This window comes from Methylobacterium sp. CCH7-A2 (genome assembly GCF_001557075.1).
Taxonomy (GTDB): domain Bacteria; phylum Pseudomonadota; class Alphaproteobacteria; order Rhizobiales; family Beijerinckiaceae; genus Allobosea; species Allobosea massiliensis.
Map to the genome: position 1 here is coordinate 132,984 of NZ_LSKN01000088.1, position 16,551 is coordinate 149,534.

At 68.9% G+C, this 16,551-nt stretch carries 17 protein-coding genes, 2 tRNA genes and 1 riboswitch; of the genes, 12 read left to right on the forward strand and 7 right to left on the reverse strand.

The annotated features are described in order from the left end of the window. The first annotated feature begins 42 nt into the window (after positions 1 to 42). Positions 43 to 243, forward strand: coding sequence for a hypothetical protein (locus AX750_RS07295; RefSeq protein ID WP_156449935.1), 201 nt, complete (start codon positions 43 to 45; stop codon positions 241 to 243). Positions 244 to 349: 106 nt separating this feature from the next. On the opposite strand, the gene AX750_RS07300 is transcribed toward AX750_RS07295, so the two are convergent. Next, positions 350 to 440 (reverse strand) — tRNA-Ser (locus AX750_RS07300). Positions 441 to 651: 211 nt separating this feature from the next. Between AX750_RS07300 and AX750_RS07305 the strand changes: the two genes are divergently transcribed. The 6 genes from AX750_RS07305 (at position 652) to AX750_RS07330 (ending at position 4,925) form a co-directional block, all read left to right on the forward strand. Then, a tRNA-Phe gene (locus AX750_RS07305) sits at positions 652 to 727 on the forward strand. A 219-nt stretch (positions 728 to 946) separates the two neighbouring features. Then, positions 947 to 2,065 carry a mandelate racemase/muconate lactonizing enzyme family protein gene (locus AX750_RS07310; RefSeq protein ID WP_066717369.1) on the forward strand — a complete coding sequence of 373 codons (1,119 nt, stop codon included), beginning with the start codon at positions 947 to 949 and terminating at the stop codon, positions 2,063 to 2,065. Between the two features lie 86 nt (positions 2,066 to 2,151). Beyond that, positions 2,152 to 2,251, forward strand: a riboswitch (TPP riboswitch). 90 nt (positions 2,252 to 2,341) lie between these two features. Next, positions 2,342 to 3,337, forward strand: a complete 996-nt coding sequence (gene thiO, locus AX750_RS07315; protein ID WP_082735238.1) for a glycine oxidase ThiO — start codon at positions 2,342 to 2,344, stop codon at positions 3,335 to 3,337. Beyond that, positions 3,321 to 3,518, forward strand: a complete 198-nt coding sequence (thiS, locus tag AX750_RS07320) for a sulfur carrier protein ThiS (protein ID WP_066717374.1) — start codon at positions 3,321 to 3,323, stop codon at positions 3,516 to 3,518. The genes thiO and thiS overlap by 17 nt, the downstream gene beginning before the upstream one ends. 13 nt (positions 3,519 to 3,531) lie before the next feature. Next, on the forward strand, positions 3,532 to 4,305 hold the full coding sequence (locus AX750_RS07325; protein ID WP_066717376.1) for a thiazole synthase: 774 nt from the start codon (positions 3,532 to 3,534) through the stop codon (positions 4,303 to 4,305). Positions 4,306 to 4,316: 11 nt separating this feature from the next. After that, positions 4,317 to 4,925 carry a thiamine phosphate synthase gene (locus AX750_RS07330; RefSeq protein ID WP_066717379.1) on the forward strand — a complete coding sequence of 203 codons (609 nt, stop codon included), beginning with the start codon at positions 4,317 to 4,319 and terminating at the stop codon, positions 4,923 to 4,925. A 105-nt stretch (positions 4,926 to 5,030) separates the two neighbouring features. Here AX750_RS07330 and AX750_RS07335 read toward each other — a convergent pair whose 3' ends face one another. The 3 genes from AX750_RS07335 to AX750_RS07345 all read right to left on the reverse strand — a co-directional run bounded on the left by AX750_RS07335 (position 5,031) and on the right by AX750_RS07345 (position 8,213). After that, complete coding sequence (locus AX750_RS07335) at positions 5,031 to 5,339, reverse strand: SelT/SelW/SelH family protein (protein ID WP_066717382.1); 309 nt, start codon at positions 5,337 to 5,339, stop codon at positions 5,031 to 5,033. 131 nt (positions 5,340 to 5,470) lie between these two features. Beyond that, the gene (locus AX750_RS07340) at positions 5,471 to 6,958 is read right to left on the reverse strand and encodes a carboxypeptidase M32 (RefSeq protein ID WP_066717386.1); all 1,488 of its coding nucleotides are present in this window, start codon (positions 6,956 to 6,958) and stop codon (positions 5,471 to 5,473) included. A gap of 163 nt (positions 6,959 to 7,121) precedes the next feature. Then, a complete protein-coding gene (locus tag AX750_RS07345; protein ID WP_066717388.1) occupies positions 7,122 to 8,213 on the reverse strand; it encodes an NADH:flavin oxidoreductase/NADH oxidase in 1,092 nt (363 codons plus the stop codon). Positions 8,214 to 8,370: 157 nt separating this feature from the next. Here AX750_RS07345 and AX750_RS07350 point away from each other — a divergent pair, with 157 nt between their 5' ends. The 5 genes from AX750_RS07350 to AX750_RS07370 are packed head-to-tail and all read left to right on the forward strand — an operon-like array spanning position 8,371 to position 13,776. After that, positions 8,371 to 8,859 carry a MarR family transcriptional regulator gene (locus AX750_RS07350; RefSeq protein WP_066717390.1) on the forward strand — a complete coding sequence of 163 codons (489 nt, stop codon included), beginning with the start codon at positions 8,371 to 8,373 and terminating at the stop codon, positions 8,857 to 8,859. A gap of 16 nt (positions 8,860 to 8,875) precedes the next feature. Beyond that, positions 8,876 to 10,087: an efflux RND transporter periplasmic adaptor subunit gene (locus AX750_RS07355; protein WP_066717394.1), complete on the forward strand. Its 1,212-nt coding sequence runs from the start codon at positions 8,876 to 8,878 to the stop codon at positions 10,085 to 10,087. Continuing rightward, positions 10,084 to 13,209: an efflux RND transporter permease subunit gene (locus AX750_RS07360; protein WP_066717396.1), complete on the forward strand. Its 3,126-nt coding sequence runs from the start codon at positions 10,084 to 10,086 to the stop codon at positions 13,207 to 13,209. Before AX750_RS07355 ends, AX750_RS07360 begins: the two co-directional genes overlap by 4 nt. A gap of 47 nt (positions 13,210 to 13,256) precedes the next feature. Beyond that, positions 13,257 to 13,544, forward strand: a complete 288-nt coding sequence (locus AX750_RS07365) for a BrnT family toxin (protein ID WP_066717399.1) — start codon at positions 13,257 to 13,259, stop codon at positions 13,542 to 13,544. Continuing rightward, positions 13,510 to 13,776 (forward strand): BrnA antitoxin family protein, encoded by a 267-nt coding sequence (locus AX750_RS07370; RefSeq protein ID WP_066717401.1) that lies wholly within the window; start codon positions 13,510 to 13,512, stop codon positions 13,774 to 13,776. Before AX750_RS07365 ends, AX750_RS07370 begins: the two co-directional genes overlap by 35 nt. Before the next feature lie 13 nt (positions 13,777 to 13,789). Here AX750_RS07370 and AX750_RS07375 read toward each other — a convergent pair whose 3' ends face one another. The 3 genes from AX750_RS07375 to AX750_RS07385 form a co-directional block, all read right to left on the reverse strand. After that, positions 13,790 to 14,206: a thiol-disulfide oxidoreductase DCC family protein gene (locus AX750_RS07375; protein ID WP_066717403.1), complete on the reverse strand. Its 417-nt coding sequence runs from the start codon at positions 14,204 to 14,206 to the stop codon at positions 13,790 to 13,792. Between the two features lie 2 nt (positions 14,207 to 14,208). Next, the gene (locus tag AX750_RS07380) at positions 14,209 to 15,480 is read right to left on the reverse strand and encodes an acyl-CoA dehydrogenase family protein (protein WP_066717405.1); all 1,272 of its coding nucleotides are present in this window, start codon (positions 15,478 to 15,480) and stop codon (positions 14,209 to 14,211) included. Positions 15,481 to 15,491: 11 nt separating this feature from the next. Next, on the reverse strand, positions 15,492 to 16,551 hold a 1,060-nt coding region (locus AX750_RS07385; protein WP_348626270.1), incomplete at its 5' end, for a phosphotransferase family protein.

The window sequence follows — 16,551 nt, forward strand, 5'->3', positions numbered from 1 at the left end:
CGCGCGCCGAAGCGGGCGCTCGACGGCAACGGGGAGCCGAGCATGGCGATGTGGGCATGGGGAGAGGCGAAAGCGCGCGGCTATGACGAGGCGCAATGGCAGGCCCTCGCCGTGCCGAGCGCGGCGCTCCGCAACATCATCGCCGTGCTGCATCCCCACCGCCTGCCGCCGCCGGGAGAGCCGTGGCCGGAGAAAACGATGGCGCGCTTCGTCGCGCTCACCACTCCGCGCATAGCGAAATGATGCCGAACGCATAGCGATCACGACGCTCAACCGCTGTCCCCGGTTGGGGTTCGGGTTGGGGTCGGGCGGCGAAAGTCAGAAAAAACCCAATCAAATCAAGGGGTGGTGGCGGAGACGGAGGGATTCGAACCCTCGATACCCTTGTGGGGTATGCTCATTTAGCAAACGAGTGCCTTCAGCCTCTCGGCCACGTCTCCGTTGGATGCTCTATGCCCGATGGCCGGCCGCTTTGACAAGCCGTCGCGGCGCGGTTTCGCGAAAGCTTTCTCTCGGGCTCGCGGCGGCGGAACGGGCGCTTGTGGGCGACCGAGGGATCGTGACCGGAAAGCCGACGAAGCGACTGGACAGCCCCGCCGTCACTGGCTATACCGCGCCCACCAACAGGGACGCGGCTTCCGCATCCCCGGCGCCCAGATAGCTCAGTTGGTAGAGCATGCGACTGAAAATCGCAGTGTCGCTGGTTCGATTCCAGCTCTGGGCACCATTTTCTTCCCGATCATCGATGGTCACAGCAAACCGGTTGCGGATCTGCGTCGCCGCGTCTGGCCTCGCTGATCAGGCGCCCGGCGATCCGCCCCCTCTGCGCCTGCATGTCGGGCGCGCCGCTTCCGGCGTTGAAGCGCGTCTGCGGCTGTGGTCGTCTCGGGCCCGATAAGCCGCCGCGGCCCCAACGGTCGCGAGCGGAGGGCCCGGGAGGACCATCATGCGCATCGCCAGAATCGAACCCTTCATCCTGCATATCCCCGTCACCGGCGGGTCGATCGCCGATTCGACGCATCGCATCAGCCATTGGGGCGTCGTCGGCACCAGGATCGTCACGGAGGAGGGGCTAGAGGGCTATGGTTTCACCGGCACCCATGCCGATCTGTCCTCCGACCGGCTGATCACCGCCTGCATCCGCGATTGCTATGCGCCGCTGCTGATCGGCGAAGACGCGTTGGAAACGAGCCGGCTCTGGCTCAAGCTCGCGCGCCATCCGGCGCTGCAATGGGTCGGCCGCGCCGGCATCACCCAGCTCGCGCTGGCGGCGGTGGATGTCGCGCTCTGGGATCTCAAGGCGAAGAAGGCCGGCGTGCCGCTCTGGCATCTCCTCGGCGGCGCCAGCAAGCCGCGGCTCGAGGCCTACAACACCGATATCGGCTGGCTCTCGATCCCCAAGGACCAGCTCGTCGAGGGCTGCCGCAGGGCCGTGGAGCAGGACGGTTTCCACCGCATCAAGGTCAAGGTCGGCCATGCCGATCCCGGCATCGACATCGGCCGGCTCGAGGCGGTGCGCCGGGCCGTCGGGCCCCATGTTTCGCTCGCCATCGACGGCAACGGCAAATGGGATCTGCCGACCTGCAAGCGCTTCTGCGCCCGGGCGGAGCCGCTCGACATCTTCTGGTTCGAGGAGCCGCTCTGGTATGACGATGTCGGCTCGCATGCGGCGCTCGCCCGCGACACCTCCATTCCCGTCGCGCTCGGCGAGCAGCTCTATTCGCTCGACGCCTTCCGCGCCTTCATCGCAGCCGACGCGATCCACTACGTCCAGCCTGATGTGACGCGGCTCGGCGGCATCACCGAATACATCCAGGTCGCCGATCTCGCCCTCGCCAGCCGCCTGCCGGTCGCGCCCCATGCCGGCGAGATGAGCCAGGTCCATGTCCATCTCGCCTATTGGCACCAGGCGACGCCGGTCCTCGAATACATCCCCTGGATCAAGGACGCCTTCGAGGAGCCGGCGAATGTCGTCGATGGCTGCTTCCTGAAACCCCAGCGGCCCGGCGCCGGCACGACGCCCACGATCGACGCCTTCGCCCGCTTCGCCAAGCCGCTGGGCTGACCTCCCTCACGAGGGGGACATGGCCGCGCGGCGGCCCCGGAATGGCTTGGAGGGTTGCCCGGGCGGCCCGCCGGGCCTAGATTGAGGTCGATCCGTTGGGGTGCCGCAAGGCTGAGAGGCGCAAGTCGCCAACCCATCGAACCTGATCCGGATAATGCCGGCGAAGGGAACGGTCGTCGCAGCGTCGCTTCACCCGTCCTGCCACGGCCGCAGCCTTCACGGCCGCGAGGGTAGGGCATGCCGCACGCATCCATCCAGTCCCGGTCGAACCCACCGCTGCGCGTCGGCATCGTCGGCGCCGGCGTCGTCGGCCTCGCCTGCGCGGTCGAGCTGCTCGGGCGCGGCGCCGAGGTCGAGCTGTTCGAGCGCGGCGAAACGGCCGGGGCGAAAGCCTGCTCCTGGTGGGCCGGCGGGATGCTGGCGCCCTGGTGCGAGGGCGAGAGCGCCGAGGAGCCGGTCGTCAGGCTCGGCCAGGAGGCGGCGAGCTGGTGGGAGCGCCATGTCGAGGGCGTCGTCCGCAAGGGCACGCTCGTGGTCGCTCCCAGCCGTGATCGCGCCGAACTGCGCCGCTTCGCCAGTCGCACCTCCCATCTGGTCGAGATCGAGGCCGAGGCCATCGCCGCGCTGGAGCCCGATCTCGCCGGGCGCTTCGGCAAGGCGCTCTTCTTCGAGAGCGAGGGCCATCTCGATCCGCGCCTGGCGCTGGCAGGGCTGGCGGCGAAGGTGATCGCTCTGGGCGGACGCATCCATTACGGCCGCGAGGTCGCCCCCGAGGATGTGGCTGCCGATGCCGTGCTCGACTGCCGGGGTCTCGCCGCCCGCGGGGCGCTGCCGGATCTGCGTGGCGTCAAGGGCGAGATGCTGCTGTTGCGCACCCGAGACGTCACCCTGTCGCGCCCGGTTCGGCTGCTGCATCCGCGCATCCCGCTCTATGTCGTGCCGCGGGCGGACGGCATCTTCATGGTCGGCGCGACGATGATCGAGGGCGGCGACCGCAGCGCCGTCACCGCGCGTTCGATGCTGGAACTGCTCGGCGGCGCCTATGCGCTGCATCCGGCCTTCGGCGAGGCGCAGATCGTCGAGATCGGCGTCGATGCGCGCCCGGCCTTTCCCGACAACCTGCCGCGCTTGACGCGTCGTGGCCGGGTCATCCATGTCAACGGCTTCTATCGGCACGGTTTTCTGCTGAGCCCCGCGATGGCGCGGCTGGCGGCGGAGGCCCTGCTCGATCCCGCCAGCATCCCGGAGAGGCTTCATGACGTTGCTGCTTAACGGCGAGCCGCGCGAGGTCACGGCCACCACGCTCGAGCAGGCGCTGGCCGAGCTCGGCTATGCCGGCAAGGTCGTGGCCACGGCTGTGAACGGCGATTTCGTCCCGGCGCGCAAGCGCGAGACCGTCACGCTCAACGAGGGCGACCGCATCGAGGTCGTCGCCCCGATGCAGGGCGGCTGAGAGGATCACCGAGATGGCGAGCTTCTATGGTTTCGAGCCGAAAAGCCGGCTCTTCCTCGGCACGGCGCAATATCCGTCTCCGGCCATCCTGGCGGATGCGGTGAAGGCGTCGGGCGTCGAGATCGTCACCGTCTCGCTGCGGCGCGAGGCCGGCGAGGGCGGGGCCGGGCAGGCCTTCTGGTCGCTGATCCGCGATCTCGGCGTGCGCGTGCTGCCCAACACGGCCGGCTGCCACGGCGTCAAGGAGGCCGTCACCACCGCCCAGATGGCGCGCGAGGTTTTCGGTACGAACTGGATCAAGCTCGAGGTCATCGGCGAGGACGACACGCTCCAGCCCGATGTCGTCGGGCTGATCGAGGCCGCGCGCATCCTCACGAAGGACGGCTTCGAGGTCTTCCCCTACACCACCGAGGATCTCGTCGTCGGTGGCCGCCTGCTCGATGCCGGCTGCGAGGTGCTGATGCCCTGGGGCGCGCCGATCGGCTCGGGCCGCGGCCTGAACAATGTCTACGGCCTGCGCAGCATGCGGGCGCATTTCCCCGGTGTTCCGCTGGTGGTCGATGCCGGCATCGGCCTGCCCTCCCACGCCGCCCAGGCGATGGAGCTGGGCTATGACGCGATCCTGCTCAACACGGCGGTGGCCAAGGCGGGCGATCCGGTGCTGATGGCGCAGGCTTTCGCGAAGGCGATCGAGGCCGGCCACCAGGCCTTCCAGGCGCAGCCGATCGAGGCGCGCGACATGGCGGCGCCCTCGACCCCGGTCATGGGCAAGGCCTTCCTCTCGTGAAAGCAGCCTCGATGAAGGTCGACCCGTTCTATCCGATCTTCGACAGCGCCGACTGGCTCGCCCGCATGCTGCCGCTCGGCGTGAAACTGGTGCAGCTGCGCGTCAAGGACCGCAGCGAAGCCGAGACCGGCCGCGAGATCGCCCGCGCGAAGACGCTCTGCGCTGATGCCGGCTGCGTGCTGGTCGTGAACGATTACTGGCGGCTGGCCATCGAGGAGGGCTGCGACTTCGTCCATCTCGGCCAGGAGGATCTCGACGGCGCCGATCTCGCGGCGATCCGCAAGGCCGGCATGCGGCTCGGCGTCAGCAGCCATGACGAGGCCGAGCTGGAGCGCGCGCTGTCCACGCAGCCGGACTATGTCGCGCTCGGCCCGGTCTACCCGACCATCCTGAAGGCGATGAAATGGGCGCCGCAGGGGCTGGAACGCGTCACCGAGTGGAAGCGCCGCCTCGGCGCCATCCCGCTCGTCGGCATCGGCGGCGTCTCGCTGGAGCGCGCGTCCGGCGTCTTCGAAGCGGGCGCCGACATCGTCTCGGCGGTCACCGACATCACGCTGAACGCCGATCCGGAAGCGCGGCTGAAGGCCTGGATTGAGGCGACGCGGAAGCGCGCCGTCTAGTGCGCGTCATTCTCGGGCGAAGCCAAGCGCAGACCCGAGAAGCTCAGGACAAGAGAGCTCTGGTTTCCGAGATGGTCGGGTCAAGCCCGACCATGACGCGCGGGCTCAAACGCTCTCCGTCGCCGCATGCCCGTCGACATGGCCGAGGCTGCGCTCGGGATCGAGGCGGTCGCGCACGCGCTGCTTCAGCACCTTGGAATCGGGGAAGCCGCCCTCGCTCTTGCGGTCCCAGATCAGCTCGCCCTCGTAATGGATCTGGAAGATTCCGCCGGTGCGCGGGATCAGCGCGACCTCGCCGAGATCCTGCCCGAAGGTCGAGAGCAGCTCCTGGCCGAGCCAGGCGGCTCGCAGCATCCACTGGCACATCGAGCAATAGGTGATGGTGATGCGGGGCAGGGGCTTGGCTTCGGTCATCGGGACACCTTGGGGGCGATGCGCCTGAATCGGCCGCCGGAGCTTCGCTGGCAAGCCTGTTCAGAACATGGCTGGCCAGCGTCGGTGGTATCCTAAGTCATTGTTTGGAATGAGTTTAATTCGATCGAGCCTCAGCCGCCATAGCGCCGCTGAAGATGCGCCTTGAACACCGAGGCATCGAGCGGCCGGCCCGTCGCCTGCGTCAGCAGATCGTCGGTCTCCAGCAGGCAGCCCTGGCTGTGGATGTTGGTCCGCAGCCAGGCCAGCAGCGGCGCAAAATCGCCCCGCCCGATGCCGGGCAGGATCTCGGGCTGGGCCCGGCAGGCGGCGTCGAAGATCTGGGCGGCGGTCATGGCGCCCAGCGTATAGGTCGGGAAATAACCCCAGCCGCCGCTCGGCCAATGCACGTCCTGCAGGCAGCCGAGGCGGTCGTTCGGGACCGTCACGCCGAGCAGCTCCTTCATGCCGGCGCTCCAGGCGACGGGCAGTTCGGAAAGCGGCATCGCGTCGGCGATCAGCGCCTTTTCCAGCCGGTAGCGCAGGATGACATGGGCCGGATAGGTCACCTCGTCGGCATCGACGCGGATGAAGCCCGGCTCGACCCTGGTGTAGCGCCGCCACAGCGCGTCCGTCTCCCAGGCCGGGCCGGAGCCTCCGAAGGCCTCGCGCATCAGCGGCGCGGCATAGGCGATGAACTCTTCCGAGCGGCAGGCCTGCATCTCGACCAGCAGCGACTGGCTCTCATGCAGGCTCATGCCGCGCGCCTGGCCGACCGGCTGGTGGAGATAGGCCTGAGGCCGGCCCTGCTCGTAGAGCGCATGCCCGGTCTCGTGCAGCACGCCCATCAGCGCCTTGGCGAAATCCGCCTCGTCATAGCGGGTGGTGATGCGGACATCATTGTCGGCGCCGCCGCAGAAGGGATGGGTCGAGACGTCGAGCCGCCCGCGCTCGAAGTCGTAGCCCAGCGCCGCCATCATCCGGAGGCCGAGCGCCCGCTGCGCCTCGATCGCAAAGGGCCCTTCCGGATCGGGCGTCTGCGGGCGCCGCGCCTGAACCGCGAGCGCCTCTTGCGTGAAGCCCGGCAGGAAGGCGGCGAGATCGTCGAACAGCGCGTCGATGGTGGCCGAGCGGCCGCCCGGCTCGTAGTCGTTCAGCAGCGCATCGTAAGGCGAGAGGCCGAGCTTCTCGCCCTTGGCCCGGCCGATTTCCCGCTGCAGCGTGAGCACCTCGGCGAGGAAGGGCAGCAGGCCGGCGAAATCGCTCTCGGCCCGGGCCTGCCGCCAGCGCATCTCGCAGGCCGAGATCGCCTTGGAGGAGGCTTCGACGAGATCGGCCGGCAAGGCGGTCTCGACCGTCCAGAGCCGCCGGATCTCGCGCAGATTGGCCCGCTCCCAGGGACCGAGCCCGTCCTGCACCTCGGCCTCGGCCAGCCAGTCGCCGATGCGTTCATCGGTGGTCAGGCCGTGATGCATCACCCGCAGCAGCGCCAGGCTCTCGGCCCGCGTGCCGGCCGCGCCCTTCGGCATCATCACGTCATTGTCCCATTGCAGGATGCCGATGGCGTTCCCGAGCGCGGCGGCCCGGCCGAAATGGGCGGAGAGGTTCGCATAGGCGGTCATGACGGTTCGTCTCGATTGATTATGGCAAATCCCGCTGGGTCATCCCGGGCGACTGAAGGGAGACCCGGGATCTAGTCCGGAACGATGGCGGAAAGGGTCAGGAATGGATCCCGGCTCTCCGCTGCGCTCCGGCCGGGATGACGGCGGAGACTGAACCCGCGCGTCAGCCGAACAGCGTCTTGAACTGCCGCGGCTGCGAGCGGAGATACTGGTTGGGCACCTTGACCGTGGCGCCGAGCTGCGCGGCGGCGTGCCAGGGCCAGCGCGGATCGTAGAGGATGCCGCGCGCGATGCCGACGAGATCGGCGTCGCCAGTGCCGACGATCGCCTCCGCCTGCTCGGCCTCGGTGATCAGCCCGACCGCGATGGTCGGCAGGCCGGTCGCCTGCTTCACCGCCCGCGCGAAGGGCACCTGGTAGTTCGGCCCCAGCGGAATCTGCTGCGCGCCGGAATTGCCGCCGCTGGAGACATGGATGAAATCGGCGCCGCGCGCCTTCAGCGCCTGCGAAAAGGCGAGCGTCTGCTCGAGGTCCCAGCCACCCGGCACCCAGTCGGTCGCCGACAGCCGGACCCCGACGGGGTAACCCGCCGGCACCACGGCCTTCACCGCCTCGAAGGCCGCGAGCGGGAAACGCATCCGGTTCTCCAGCGAGCCGCCGAAATCATCCTCGCGCCGGTTCGAAAGCGGCGAGAGGAACTGGTGCATCAGATAGCCATGGGCGCCATGCAGCTCGATCGCGGCGAAGCCGAGCCGCACCGAGCGCCGGGCCGCTTCCGCGAAGCGCTCGCAGAGCCGCGCGATGTCGTCGGTCGTCAGCGCGCGGGGATTGCGGGCATGGCCGTCGAAGGCGACCGGGGAGGGGGCGACCGTCTCCCAGCCGCCGGTATCCAGCGTGAGCTGACCGCCGCCATGCCAGGGCTGCGCCACGGACGCCTTGCGGCCCGCATGGGCGAGCTGGATCGCGATCGGCATGTCGGAATGGCTGCGCACGGCCTTCAGCGTCCTGGCCAGCGCGGCCTCCGTCCCGTCGTCCCACAGCCCGACATCCTGCGGGCTGATGCGCCCGGCCGGTTCGACCGCCGTCGCCTCGATGATCAGCAGGCCGGCGCCCGAATGCGAGAGATTGCCGAGATGGATCGTATGCCAGTCGGTCGTCTGGCCGTTCTCGGCCGAATACTGGCACATCGGCGCGATCACGATGCGGTTGGCGAGGGTCAATCCGCCGATCTGGTAGGGGCTGAAGAGCTGGCTCATCACGGGTCTCCTGGAAGGCTCAGTCGGTATAGGCGCCCGCCGCGCCCGCGGCCACTGCCGCCGGCGCGCATCAAGAGATTGTGCGGGCGCGAAGATCCGCCCGCATTTGGCCGCAATCGCAGCAATTGATAAGCCTGCTTATCATAAGGAGACTGCAATGGAGCGGCCCCTTCGGCGCGAGCTGATGTTCCAGATGGTCGAAACGGCGCGGCTGATGCGCACTTATGTCGACCAGCGTGCCCGCGAGCACGGCACCACCCGCGCCCAATGGGGCATCCTCTCGCGGCTGCGGCGCCGCGAGGGCCAGAACCAGGTCGCGATGGCCGAGCAACTCGACATGCAGCCGATCTCGGTGGCGCGGCTGATCGACCGGCTCGAGGGGCAGGGGATGGTCGAGCGTCGGGCCGACCCGGCCGACCGGCGCGCGCATCTGCTCTACCTCACGCCCCAGGGCCGGGCGCTGGTCGAGGGGCTCGACGCGCTGCGCACCGAGATCGCCACCGAACTGCTCTGCGAGGTCGAGGACGAGGCCCTGCGCGCCACGCTCGACACGCTGGCCACCATCCGCAGCCGCATTCGCGAGGGTCGGCGTGAACGCCAGGCCGGACCCGCCGTTCCCACCGCCGCCACCGCCGGCGCAGCCTGATCACCGGAGCCGATCGATGAAGCGCAAGACCATCCTCGCCATTGCCGGCCTCGCCGCCGTCGGGCTCGCCGGCGGCCACTGGCTCGCCACCTCGCGCGGCGCGGTCGATCCCACGGAGGGCGCACGCAGCGCCCGCGCCGGCCGGAGCAGCGACGGCGCCCCCGCGGCGGTGGTGACCGCCATGGCCGAGCGGGCCGACATGCCGGTCCGCAAGCGTGCCATCGGCTTCGTCGAGACGCCGGCCAGCGTTGTGCTCAAGTCGCGCATCGACAGCCAGATCGTCGAGCAGCACGTCGTCGACGGCCAGTTTGTCCGCAAGGGCGACCTGCTCTTCACCCTCGATGACCGCGACATCCGGGCCCAGATCGACAAGGACGAAGCCGCGATCGCCCGAGACGAAGCGACCCACAGGCGCGCCGAGGGCGATCTTGCGCGTTACCAGCAGCTTCTGGCGCGCAATGCCGGCACCCAGCAATCGGTCGATCAGGCCACCGCCGACGAGCGCTCCTCCGCCGCCACCATCCTCGCCGACAAGGCGGCGCTGGAGGCCGACCGGCTGAAGCTGAGCTATGCCCGCATCACCGCGCCGATCGACGGGCGGGCCGGCGCGGTGCAGGTGACGCCGGGCAATCTCGTCGCCGCCGGCACCTCCGGCGCGAGCCTCGTGACGATCACGCAGATGAAGCCGCTGCGCGTCGGCTTCGCCCTGCCGGAGCGGGATCTCCCGGTGCTGCAGGGCGCGCTCGCCTCGGGCCGGCCGGTCGCCGTCAGCGCGCGCATCCCCGACAGCGGCCGCCCGGCCGTGACGGGCACGCTCAACTTCGTCGACTCCGCCGTCGATATGAGCTCCGGCACGATCACCGCCAAGGCGCTCTTCGCCAATGACGATCTCGCGCTCTGGCCCGGCCAGTTCGTCGATGTCGAGATCGCCGCCGATACGCTGAAGGACGTCGTCGTGGTGCCGACCGTCGCCGTCCAGGCCGGGCAGAAGGGGCCTTATGTCTTCGTCGCGAAGGCGGACCAGACCGTGTCGCTGCGGCCGGTCACCGTCGCCCTCGCCGATGGCGACCGCACGGCCCTGACCGCCGGCGTCGAGCCCGGCGAGCGTGTCGTCGTCGACGGCCAGCAGCGGCTGAAGGAGGGCGCCCGCTTCCGTGAGCCGCAGCCGCCGCAGTCCCCGCCGGCCGCGCCCAGGCCGGCCCCCGTCGCCCAGGGAGAGCGCTCATGAACCTCTCCGGCTTCTGCATCCGCCATCCGGTCGCGACCATCCTGATGTCGGCCTCGCTCGTCATGGCGGGCCTCTTCGCCTGGCGCTTCCTGCCGGTGGCCGCGCTGCCGCGCGCCGAGTTCCCGGTCGTCAACGTCTCGGCCCAGCTGCCGGGCGCCTCGCCCGATACGATGGCGACCTCGGTCGCGACGCCGCTGATCAAGCAGTTCGCCACCATCGCCGGCATCGACTCGATCGCCACCACCAACGCCCAGGGCTCGACCTCGATTGCGATCCAGTTCGTGCTCAACCGCAACATCGACGCGGCCGCCGCCGATGTGCAGGCCGCCATCGCCCGCGCCCAGAAGCAGCTGCCGCTGGAGATGACGACGCCGCCGAGCTACCGGAAGGTGAACCCGGCCGATGCGCCCATCATCCTGCTGGCGCTGAAGAGCGACCTGATCCCGCTGTCGCAGCTCGATGCCTTCGCCCAGCAGGTCATCTCGCCGGCGCTCTCCACCGTGGACGGCGTCGCCCAGGTGCAGATCTACGGCAGCCAGAAATACGCCGTCCGCATCCAGGTCGACCCCGTCGCGCTGGCCGCGCGCGGCATCGGCGTCGACGAATTGCAGAGTGCGATCACCGCCACCAACGCCAACACCCCGGTCGGCACGCTGCAGAGCACGAACCAGCAGCTCACCATCCAGGCCCGCACCCAGCTCGCCAATGCCGCCCAGTTCGCCAACGTCATCGTCGCCAACCGCAATGGCCGCCCGGTGCGGCTGGGCGATGTCGCCAAGGTCATCGACTCCGTCGAGAACCTGCAGACCGCCAGCACCTATGACGGCATTCCCGCCGTCGTCCTCGCCGTCCAGCGCCAGCCCGACGCCAACACCGTCGCGGTTGTCGACAAGGTCAAGGCGATGCTGCCGGCCTTCGAGGAGCAGTTGCCGGCCGCCGCCTCGCTCTCGCTGCTGAACGACCGCTCGCGCTCGATCCGTCAGGCGGTCGAGGACGTCCAGTTCACGCTGCTCTTGACCATCGCGCTGGTGGTGATGGTGATCTTCCTGTTCCTGCGGCGGCTGGCGGCGACCTTCATCCCCGCCGTCGCCGTGCCGATCTCGATCGTCGGCACGCTGGCGGCGATGTATGCCTTCGGTTTCTCGATCGACAACATCTCGCTTCTGGGGCTGACGCTCTCGGTCGGCCTCGTCGTCGACGACGCCATCGTGATGCTCGAGAACATCGTCCGCCACATGGAGGAGGACGGTCTTTCGGCCTTCGACGCCGCGCTGAAGGGCTCCTCCGAGATCGGCTTCACCATCGTCTCGATCTCGCTTTCGCTGGTCGCGGTCTTCATCCCCGTCCTGCTGATGGGCGGCGTCATCGGCCGCATCTTCAACGAGTTCGCCGTCGTGGTCACGGTCTCGATCCTCGCCTCGGCCTTCGTCTCGCTGACGCTGACGCCGATGCTCTGCGCCCGGCTTCTGTCGCATCACGGGCCGGCGCAGGAGGAGAACGCCTTCGGCCGCGCGCTGGAGCGCGCCTTCGCGGCGCTACTTTCGGGCTATGACCGCGCGCTCGTGCTGTGCCTGCGCATCAAGCCGGCGATCCTGTTGACCTTCTTCGCCACGCTGGCAGCGACGGTCTGGCTGCTCCAGACCACGCCCAAGGGCTTCTTCCCGCAGGAGGATATCGGCCAGCTCCAAGTCTCGACCGAGGCCCGGCAGGACATCTCCTTCACCGCGATGAAGCAGGCGCAGGACGAGGTCGCCCGTGTCTTCCGAGCCTCGCCCCATGTCGCCCATGTCGCCTCCACCGTCGGCGGCAGCTCGGGCAGCGCCGGCGCGCTCAATGCTGGGCGCCTGTTCGTCGAGCTGAAGCCGCAGGGCGAGCGCCCGGCGCTACAGAAAGTGCTGGCCGACCTGCGCCGCGACCTGTCGCGCGTCGCCGGCATCAACGTCTTCATGACGCCGGTGCAGAACCTCAACATCGGCGCACGCGCCGCCAAGAGCCAGTACCAGCTCGTCGTGCAGGGGCTCGACCAGGGCCTGATGAACGACTGGGCGGTGCGCCTCGCCGATGCGATGGGCCGCGACCGCGGAAGCTTCGCCGACGTCACCACCGACCTCCAGAACAACGCGCTGGAGGCGACGCTGGTGGTCGACCGCGACAAGGCAAACCAGTTGAAGATCGGCGCCGATGTCCTTCGTTCGACTCTGTATTCCGGCTTCGGCGTCCGCCAGGTCTCGACCATCTACACCGCCGGCGACAGCTATCAGGTCGTGGTCGAGTTCGACCCGAAGGGCGGCTGGACGCCCGACCGCCTCGACCAGATCCGCGTGCGCGCCGGCAACGGCACGCTGGTGCCGCTAGGCGCCTTCGCGCATGTCGAGCGCCGCGCCGGCCAGCTCACCGTCAACCAGCTCGGGCAGCTCCCGGCGGTGACGATCGCCTACAACCTGCCGGCGGGTGTGGCGCTGGGCGACAGCGTCCAGCGCATCGAGGCGCTGAAGGCGCAGATCGGCCTGCCGGCCTCGCTCTCGACCACGCTGGCGGGCACCGCCAAGACCTTCCAGGACTCGCTCGCCAATCAGGGTCTGCTGATCGCCGGCGCGATCCTGACGATCTACATCGTGCTCGGCATCCTCTATGAGAGCTTCATCCACCCGCTGACGATCCTGACCGGGCTGCCCTCGGCCGCGATCGGGGCGCTCGGCGCGCTGCGCCTGTTCGACCTCGACCTCTCGGTCATCGCGATCATCGGCCTCCTGATGCTGATCGGCATCGTCAAGAAGAACGCGATCATGATGATCGACGTCGCGCTGGTGCTGAAGCGCGAGGGCCAGAGCGCGCAGGACGCGATCCACCAGGCCTGCGTCATGCGCTTTAGGCCGATCCTGATGACGACGCTCGCGGCGCTGATGGGCACGCTGCCGATCGCGCTCGGCGCCGGCGCCAGCGCGGAACTCCGCCAGCCGCTCGGCATCGCCGTCGTCGGCGGGCTGATGATCAGCCAGGTGCTGACGCTGTTCATCACGCCCGTCCTGTTCATCTACATGGACAGGCTGTCGGAGGGTCTGGGGCGGGTTTTCAGTCGCCCGCGGGACGAGGGGAAACCTCTGCCAGCTCCGGCTGAGTGACGGCCACCGTTGATTGGCAATACAATTTGTATTAACAATCGGCGACCATGTTCGAATGGGACGAGGACAAGAACGCGGCCAATATCGCCAAGCACGGCGTCAGCTTCCAGCGCGCGTCGCGCATCTTCGAGAACCGGGTTCTGACCGTCGTCGACGGGCGGGCTGAATATGGCGAGGTCCGCGAGATCTCGATCGGCATCGTCGAGTCCGTCCTGTTCCTCACCGTCGTCCACACCGATCGACAGGGCGTGGTCAGGATCATCTCCGCCCGGCGAGCCAACCGGGCGGAAAGGAGACGTTATGAAGACGCGATACAAGCAGGAGCCGACGATTGAGGAACTGGCCGCGATGCCGGAGTCCGAGATCGACTACAGCGACATTCCCGAGCTCGGCGACGCGTTCTGGAAGAATGCCCGCGTCGTCGAGCCCGACCTGACGCGGCCCGTGACCCTGCGCGTCAAGCAATCCGTTCTCGACGCCTACAAGGCGACGGGCAAGGGCTACCAGACGCGGATGAACGCCGTGCTGGAATCCTATGCGCGCGCGGTGCTGAAACCCGGATCGTGAGAGGCTTCGTGCGTCATGTCCCCTCCGGCAGAGTGAAGCGGTGGCGCTGGGCGGGATCGGGCCTCTCGCAGGCGGTCTTCTGGCCGAACCAGCGGTAGCGGTTGCGGGCGACGCGGTCGTAGAGCCAGTCGCGCATCGCCTGTGGCAGCACGGCGCCGATCCGCAGCAGCCGCGCCGGACCGCGCAGATGCCGCAGCAGCGCCAGCACGCCGTCGGATTTCGCCAGCGCCTTGCCGTCTTCGATGAACAGGAAGCTCTCGGGATCGTCGGGGTCGATGCCATGGGCCTGCGCCAGCGCGCGGCCCTCGCGCGACTGGATCGCGACGAAGCGGATCGCAGGCGCACGCTCATGGCGCAGTGTGTACTGCACGGCGCCGGAGCACAGCACGCAGACGCCGTCATAGAGCCAGATCGGACCAGACGGACCCATCGCTAGGCGTTGGGCTTGCGGTAAGGCACCCGCACGCCCTGCTCGGCGAAGGTGCTGCGGTTGCTCTGCTGGTGCTTCTTGACCTCGGCGCGGGCGACGGTGCGCAGATGGACCTCGTCGGGGCCGTCGATGAAGCGCAGCGCCCGGCCCCAGGAGTAGATGAAGGCCAGCGGCGTGTCGTTGGAGAGCCCGGCCGCCCCGAAGACCTGCATCGCCCGGTCGGCAATCTTGGTCTGCAGACGCGTCGCGACGACCTTGATCGCCGAGACCTCGGTGCGGGCGGCCTTGTTGCCGTGGGTGTCCATCATCCAGGCGGCGCGCAGGCAGAGCAGCCGCGCCTGGTCGATCTCCATGCGCCCCTCGGCGATCCAGTCCTGCACATTGGCGTAGTCGGAGAGGGTGCGGCCGAAGGCCTTGCGCTGCAGAGCCCGCTCCACCATCAGCTCGAGCGCCACCTCGCATTGGCCGATCGAGCGCATGCAATGGTGGATGCGCCCGGGCCCCAGCCGCGCCTGCGCCAGCGCGAAGCCCGCGCCTTCCTCGCCGAGCAGGTTGGTGGCGGGCACGCGTACGGCGTCGAAATCGGTCTCGGTATGCCCCTCCGGCGAATGGTGGTTGAGCAGCGGTAGGTTGCGCATCACGCTGACGCCGGGCGCATCCATCGGCACGATGATCATCGAGTGGCGCTTGTGCGGGTCGGCATCGGGAGAGAGGTCCGAGAGCCCCATCACGATGCAGAATGTGACGTTGGGATGCAGCGCCCCGGTCGTCCACCATTTGCGGCCGGTGACGATGTAGTCGTCGCCGTCGCGGATGATCGTGGTCTGGAGATTGGTCGGGTCGGAGGAGGCGACGCCGGGCTCGGTGATGCCGACGCACGAGCGGATCTCGCCGTTCATGAGGGGAACCAGCCAGCGCGCCCGCTGCTCCGGCGTCGCGAAGAGATGCAGGATCTCCATGTTGCCGGTGTCGGGCGCGTTGCAGTTGAACACCTCCGACGACCAGTAGATCCGGCCCATGATCTCGGCCAGCGGCGCATATTCGAGATTGGAGAGCCGCGTGCCCGGCTCGTCGGGCTTCAGCGCCGGCAGGAACAGGTTCCACAGCCCTTCCGCCTTGGCCCGCGCCTTCAGCCCGTCGATCAGCGCGATGGGATAGCGCCCGGCCTCGACCTCCTCGCGATAGCGCGCATCGGCCGGCTGGACATGGGCGTCCATGAACGCCTGCAGCCGCCTGCGCAGCTCCTCGACCTTGGCGGAATAGGCGAAATCCATGGTGTCGTCCCTCAGTCGCGGCCGTCGATCACGGCCTCTGCCCGCAGCGCGAAACTCTCCGCCATCTCGCCGACCGCCACCGCATTCTCCGCCGCGGCGTTGCCGGTTTTCGCCCGCGCCGCGATGCCGTCTAGGATCACCGCGAAGCGCAGCAGCGAGAAGGCGAGGTGGAAGCGGCCCGGCCCCGCGGCGCGGCCGGCGGCGGTGCAGTAGCGGTCGAGATAGGCGGCTTGCGTCGGAATGCCCAGCGCCTGCCGGTCGAGCCCGACGATGCCGGCATACATGGCGGGCGTCGAATGCCAGGGCAGGCAGGAAAAGGCGACGTCCGACAGCGGGTGCCCTAGCGTCGAGAGCTCCCAGTCGAGCACGGCGATCACTTCGGGGCGATCGGGCGCGAACATCAGGTTCCCGAGCCGGAAATCGCCATGGACGATGGTCGTCTCCGGCGTCTCGTCGAGATGCTCGCTCAGCCAGGCGAAGGCGCGGTCGACCGCGGGGATATCGCGCGTCTTCGTCTCCTGCCACTGCCGGCTCCAGCGGGCGATCTGGCGGGCGTAGTAGTTGCCGGGCTTGCCGTAGTCGGCCAGCCCCGCCGCCTGCCAGTCGAAGCCGTGCAGCGCGGCCAGCGTCTCGGCCATGGCGAAATACATCGCCTTGCGGTCGTCGGGCGTCACGCCCGGCAGGGCGGTGTCGTGGAAGACGCGGCCCTCCAGCCGCTCCATTAGGTAGAAGGGTGTGCCGACGACGCCCTCATCCGCCTCGAACAGCAATACGGGCGGCACCGGGACGGCCGAGCCCGCCAGCGTCTTGAGAATCCGGTATTCGCGATCGACCGCATGGGCCGAGGGCAGCAGCGGCCCCGGTGGCTTCTTGCGCAGGACGAGGCGCGTGCCCGCATCGGGATAGGACAGGAAGAAGGTCGGGTTGGACTGGCCACCGCTGATCCGCTCCAGTGTCATCGGCCCCGCAGCCCGGCCGGGCAGGGCCGCGCGCAGATAGGCATCGAGACGGGCGGCGTCGAATTCCAGCGGGGCGGGGGCGGGCGCAGGCATGGGCGGCATCATCTTCAGG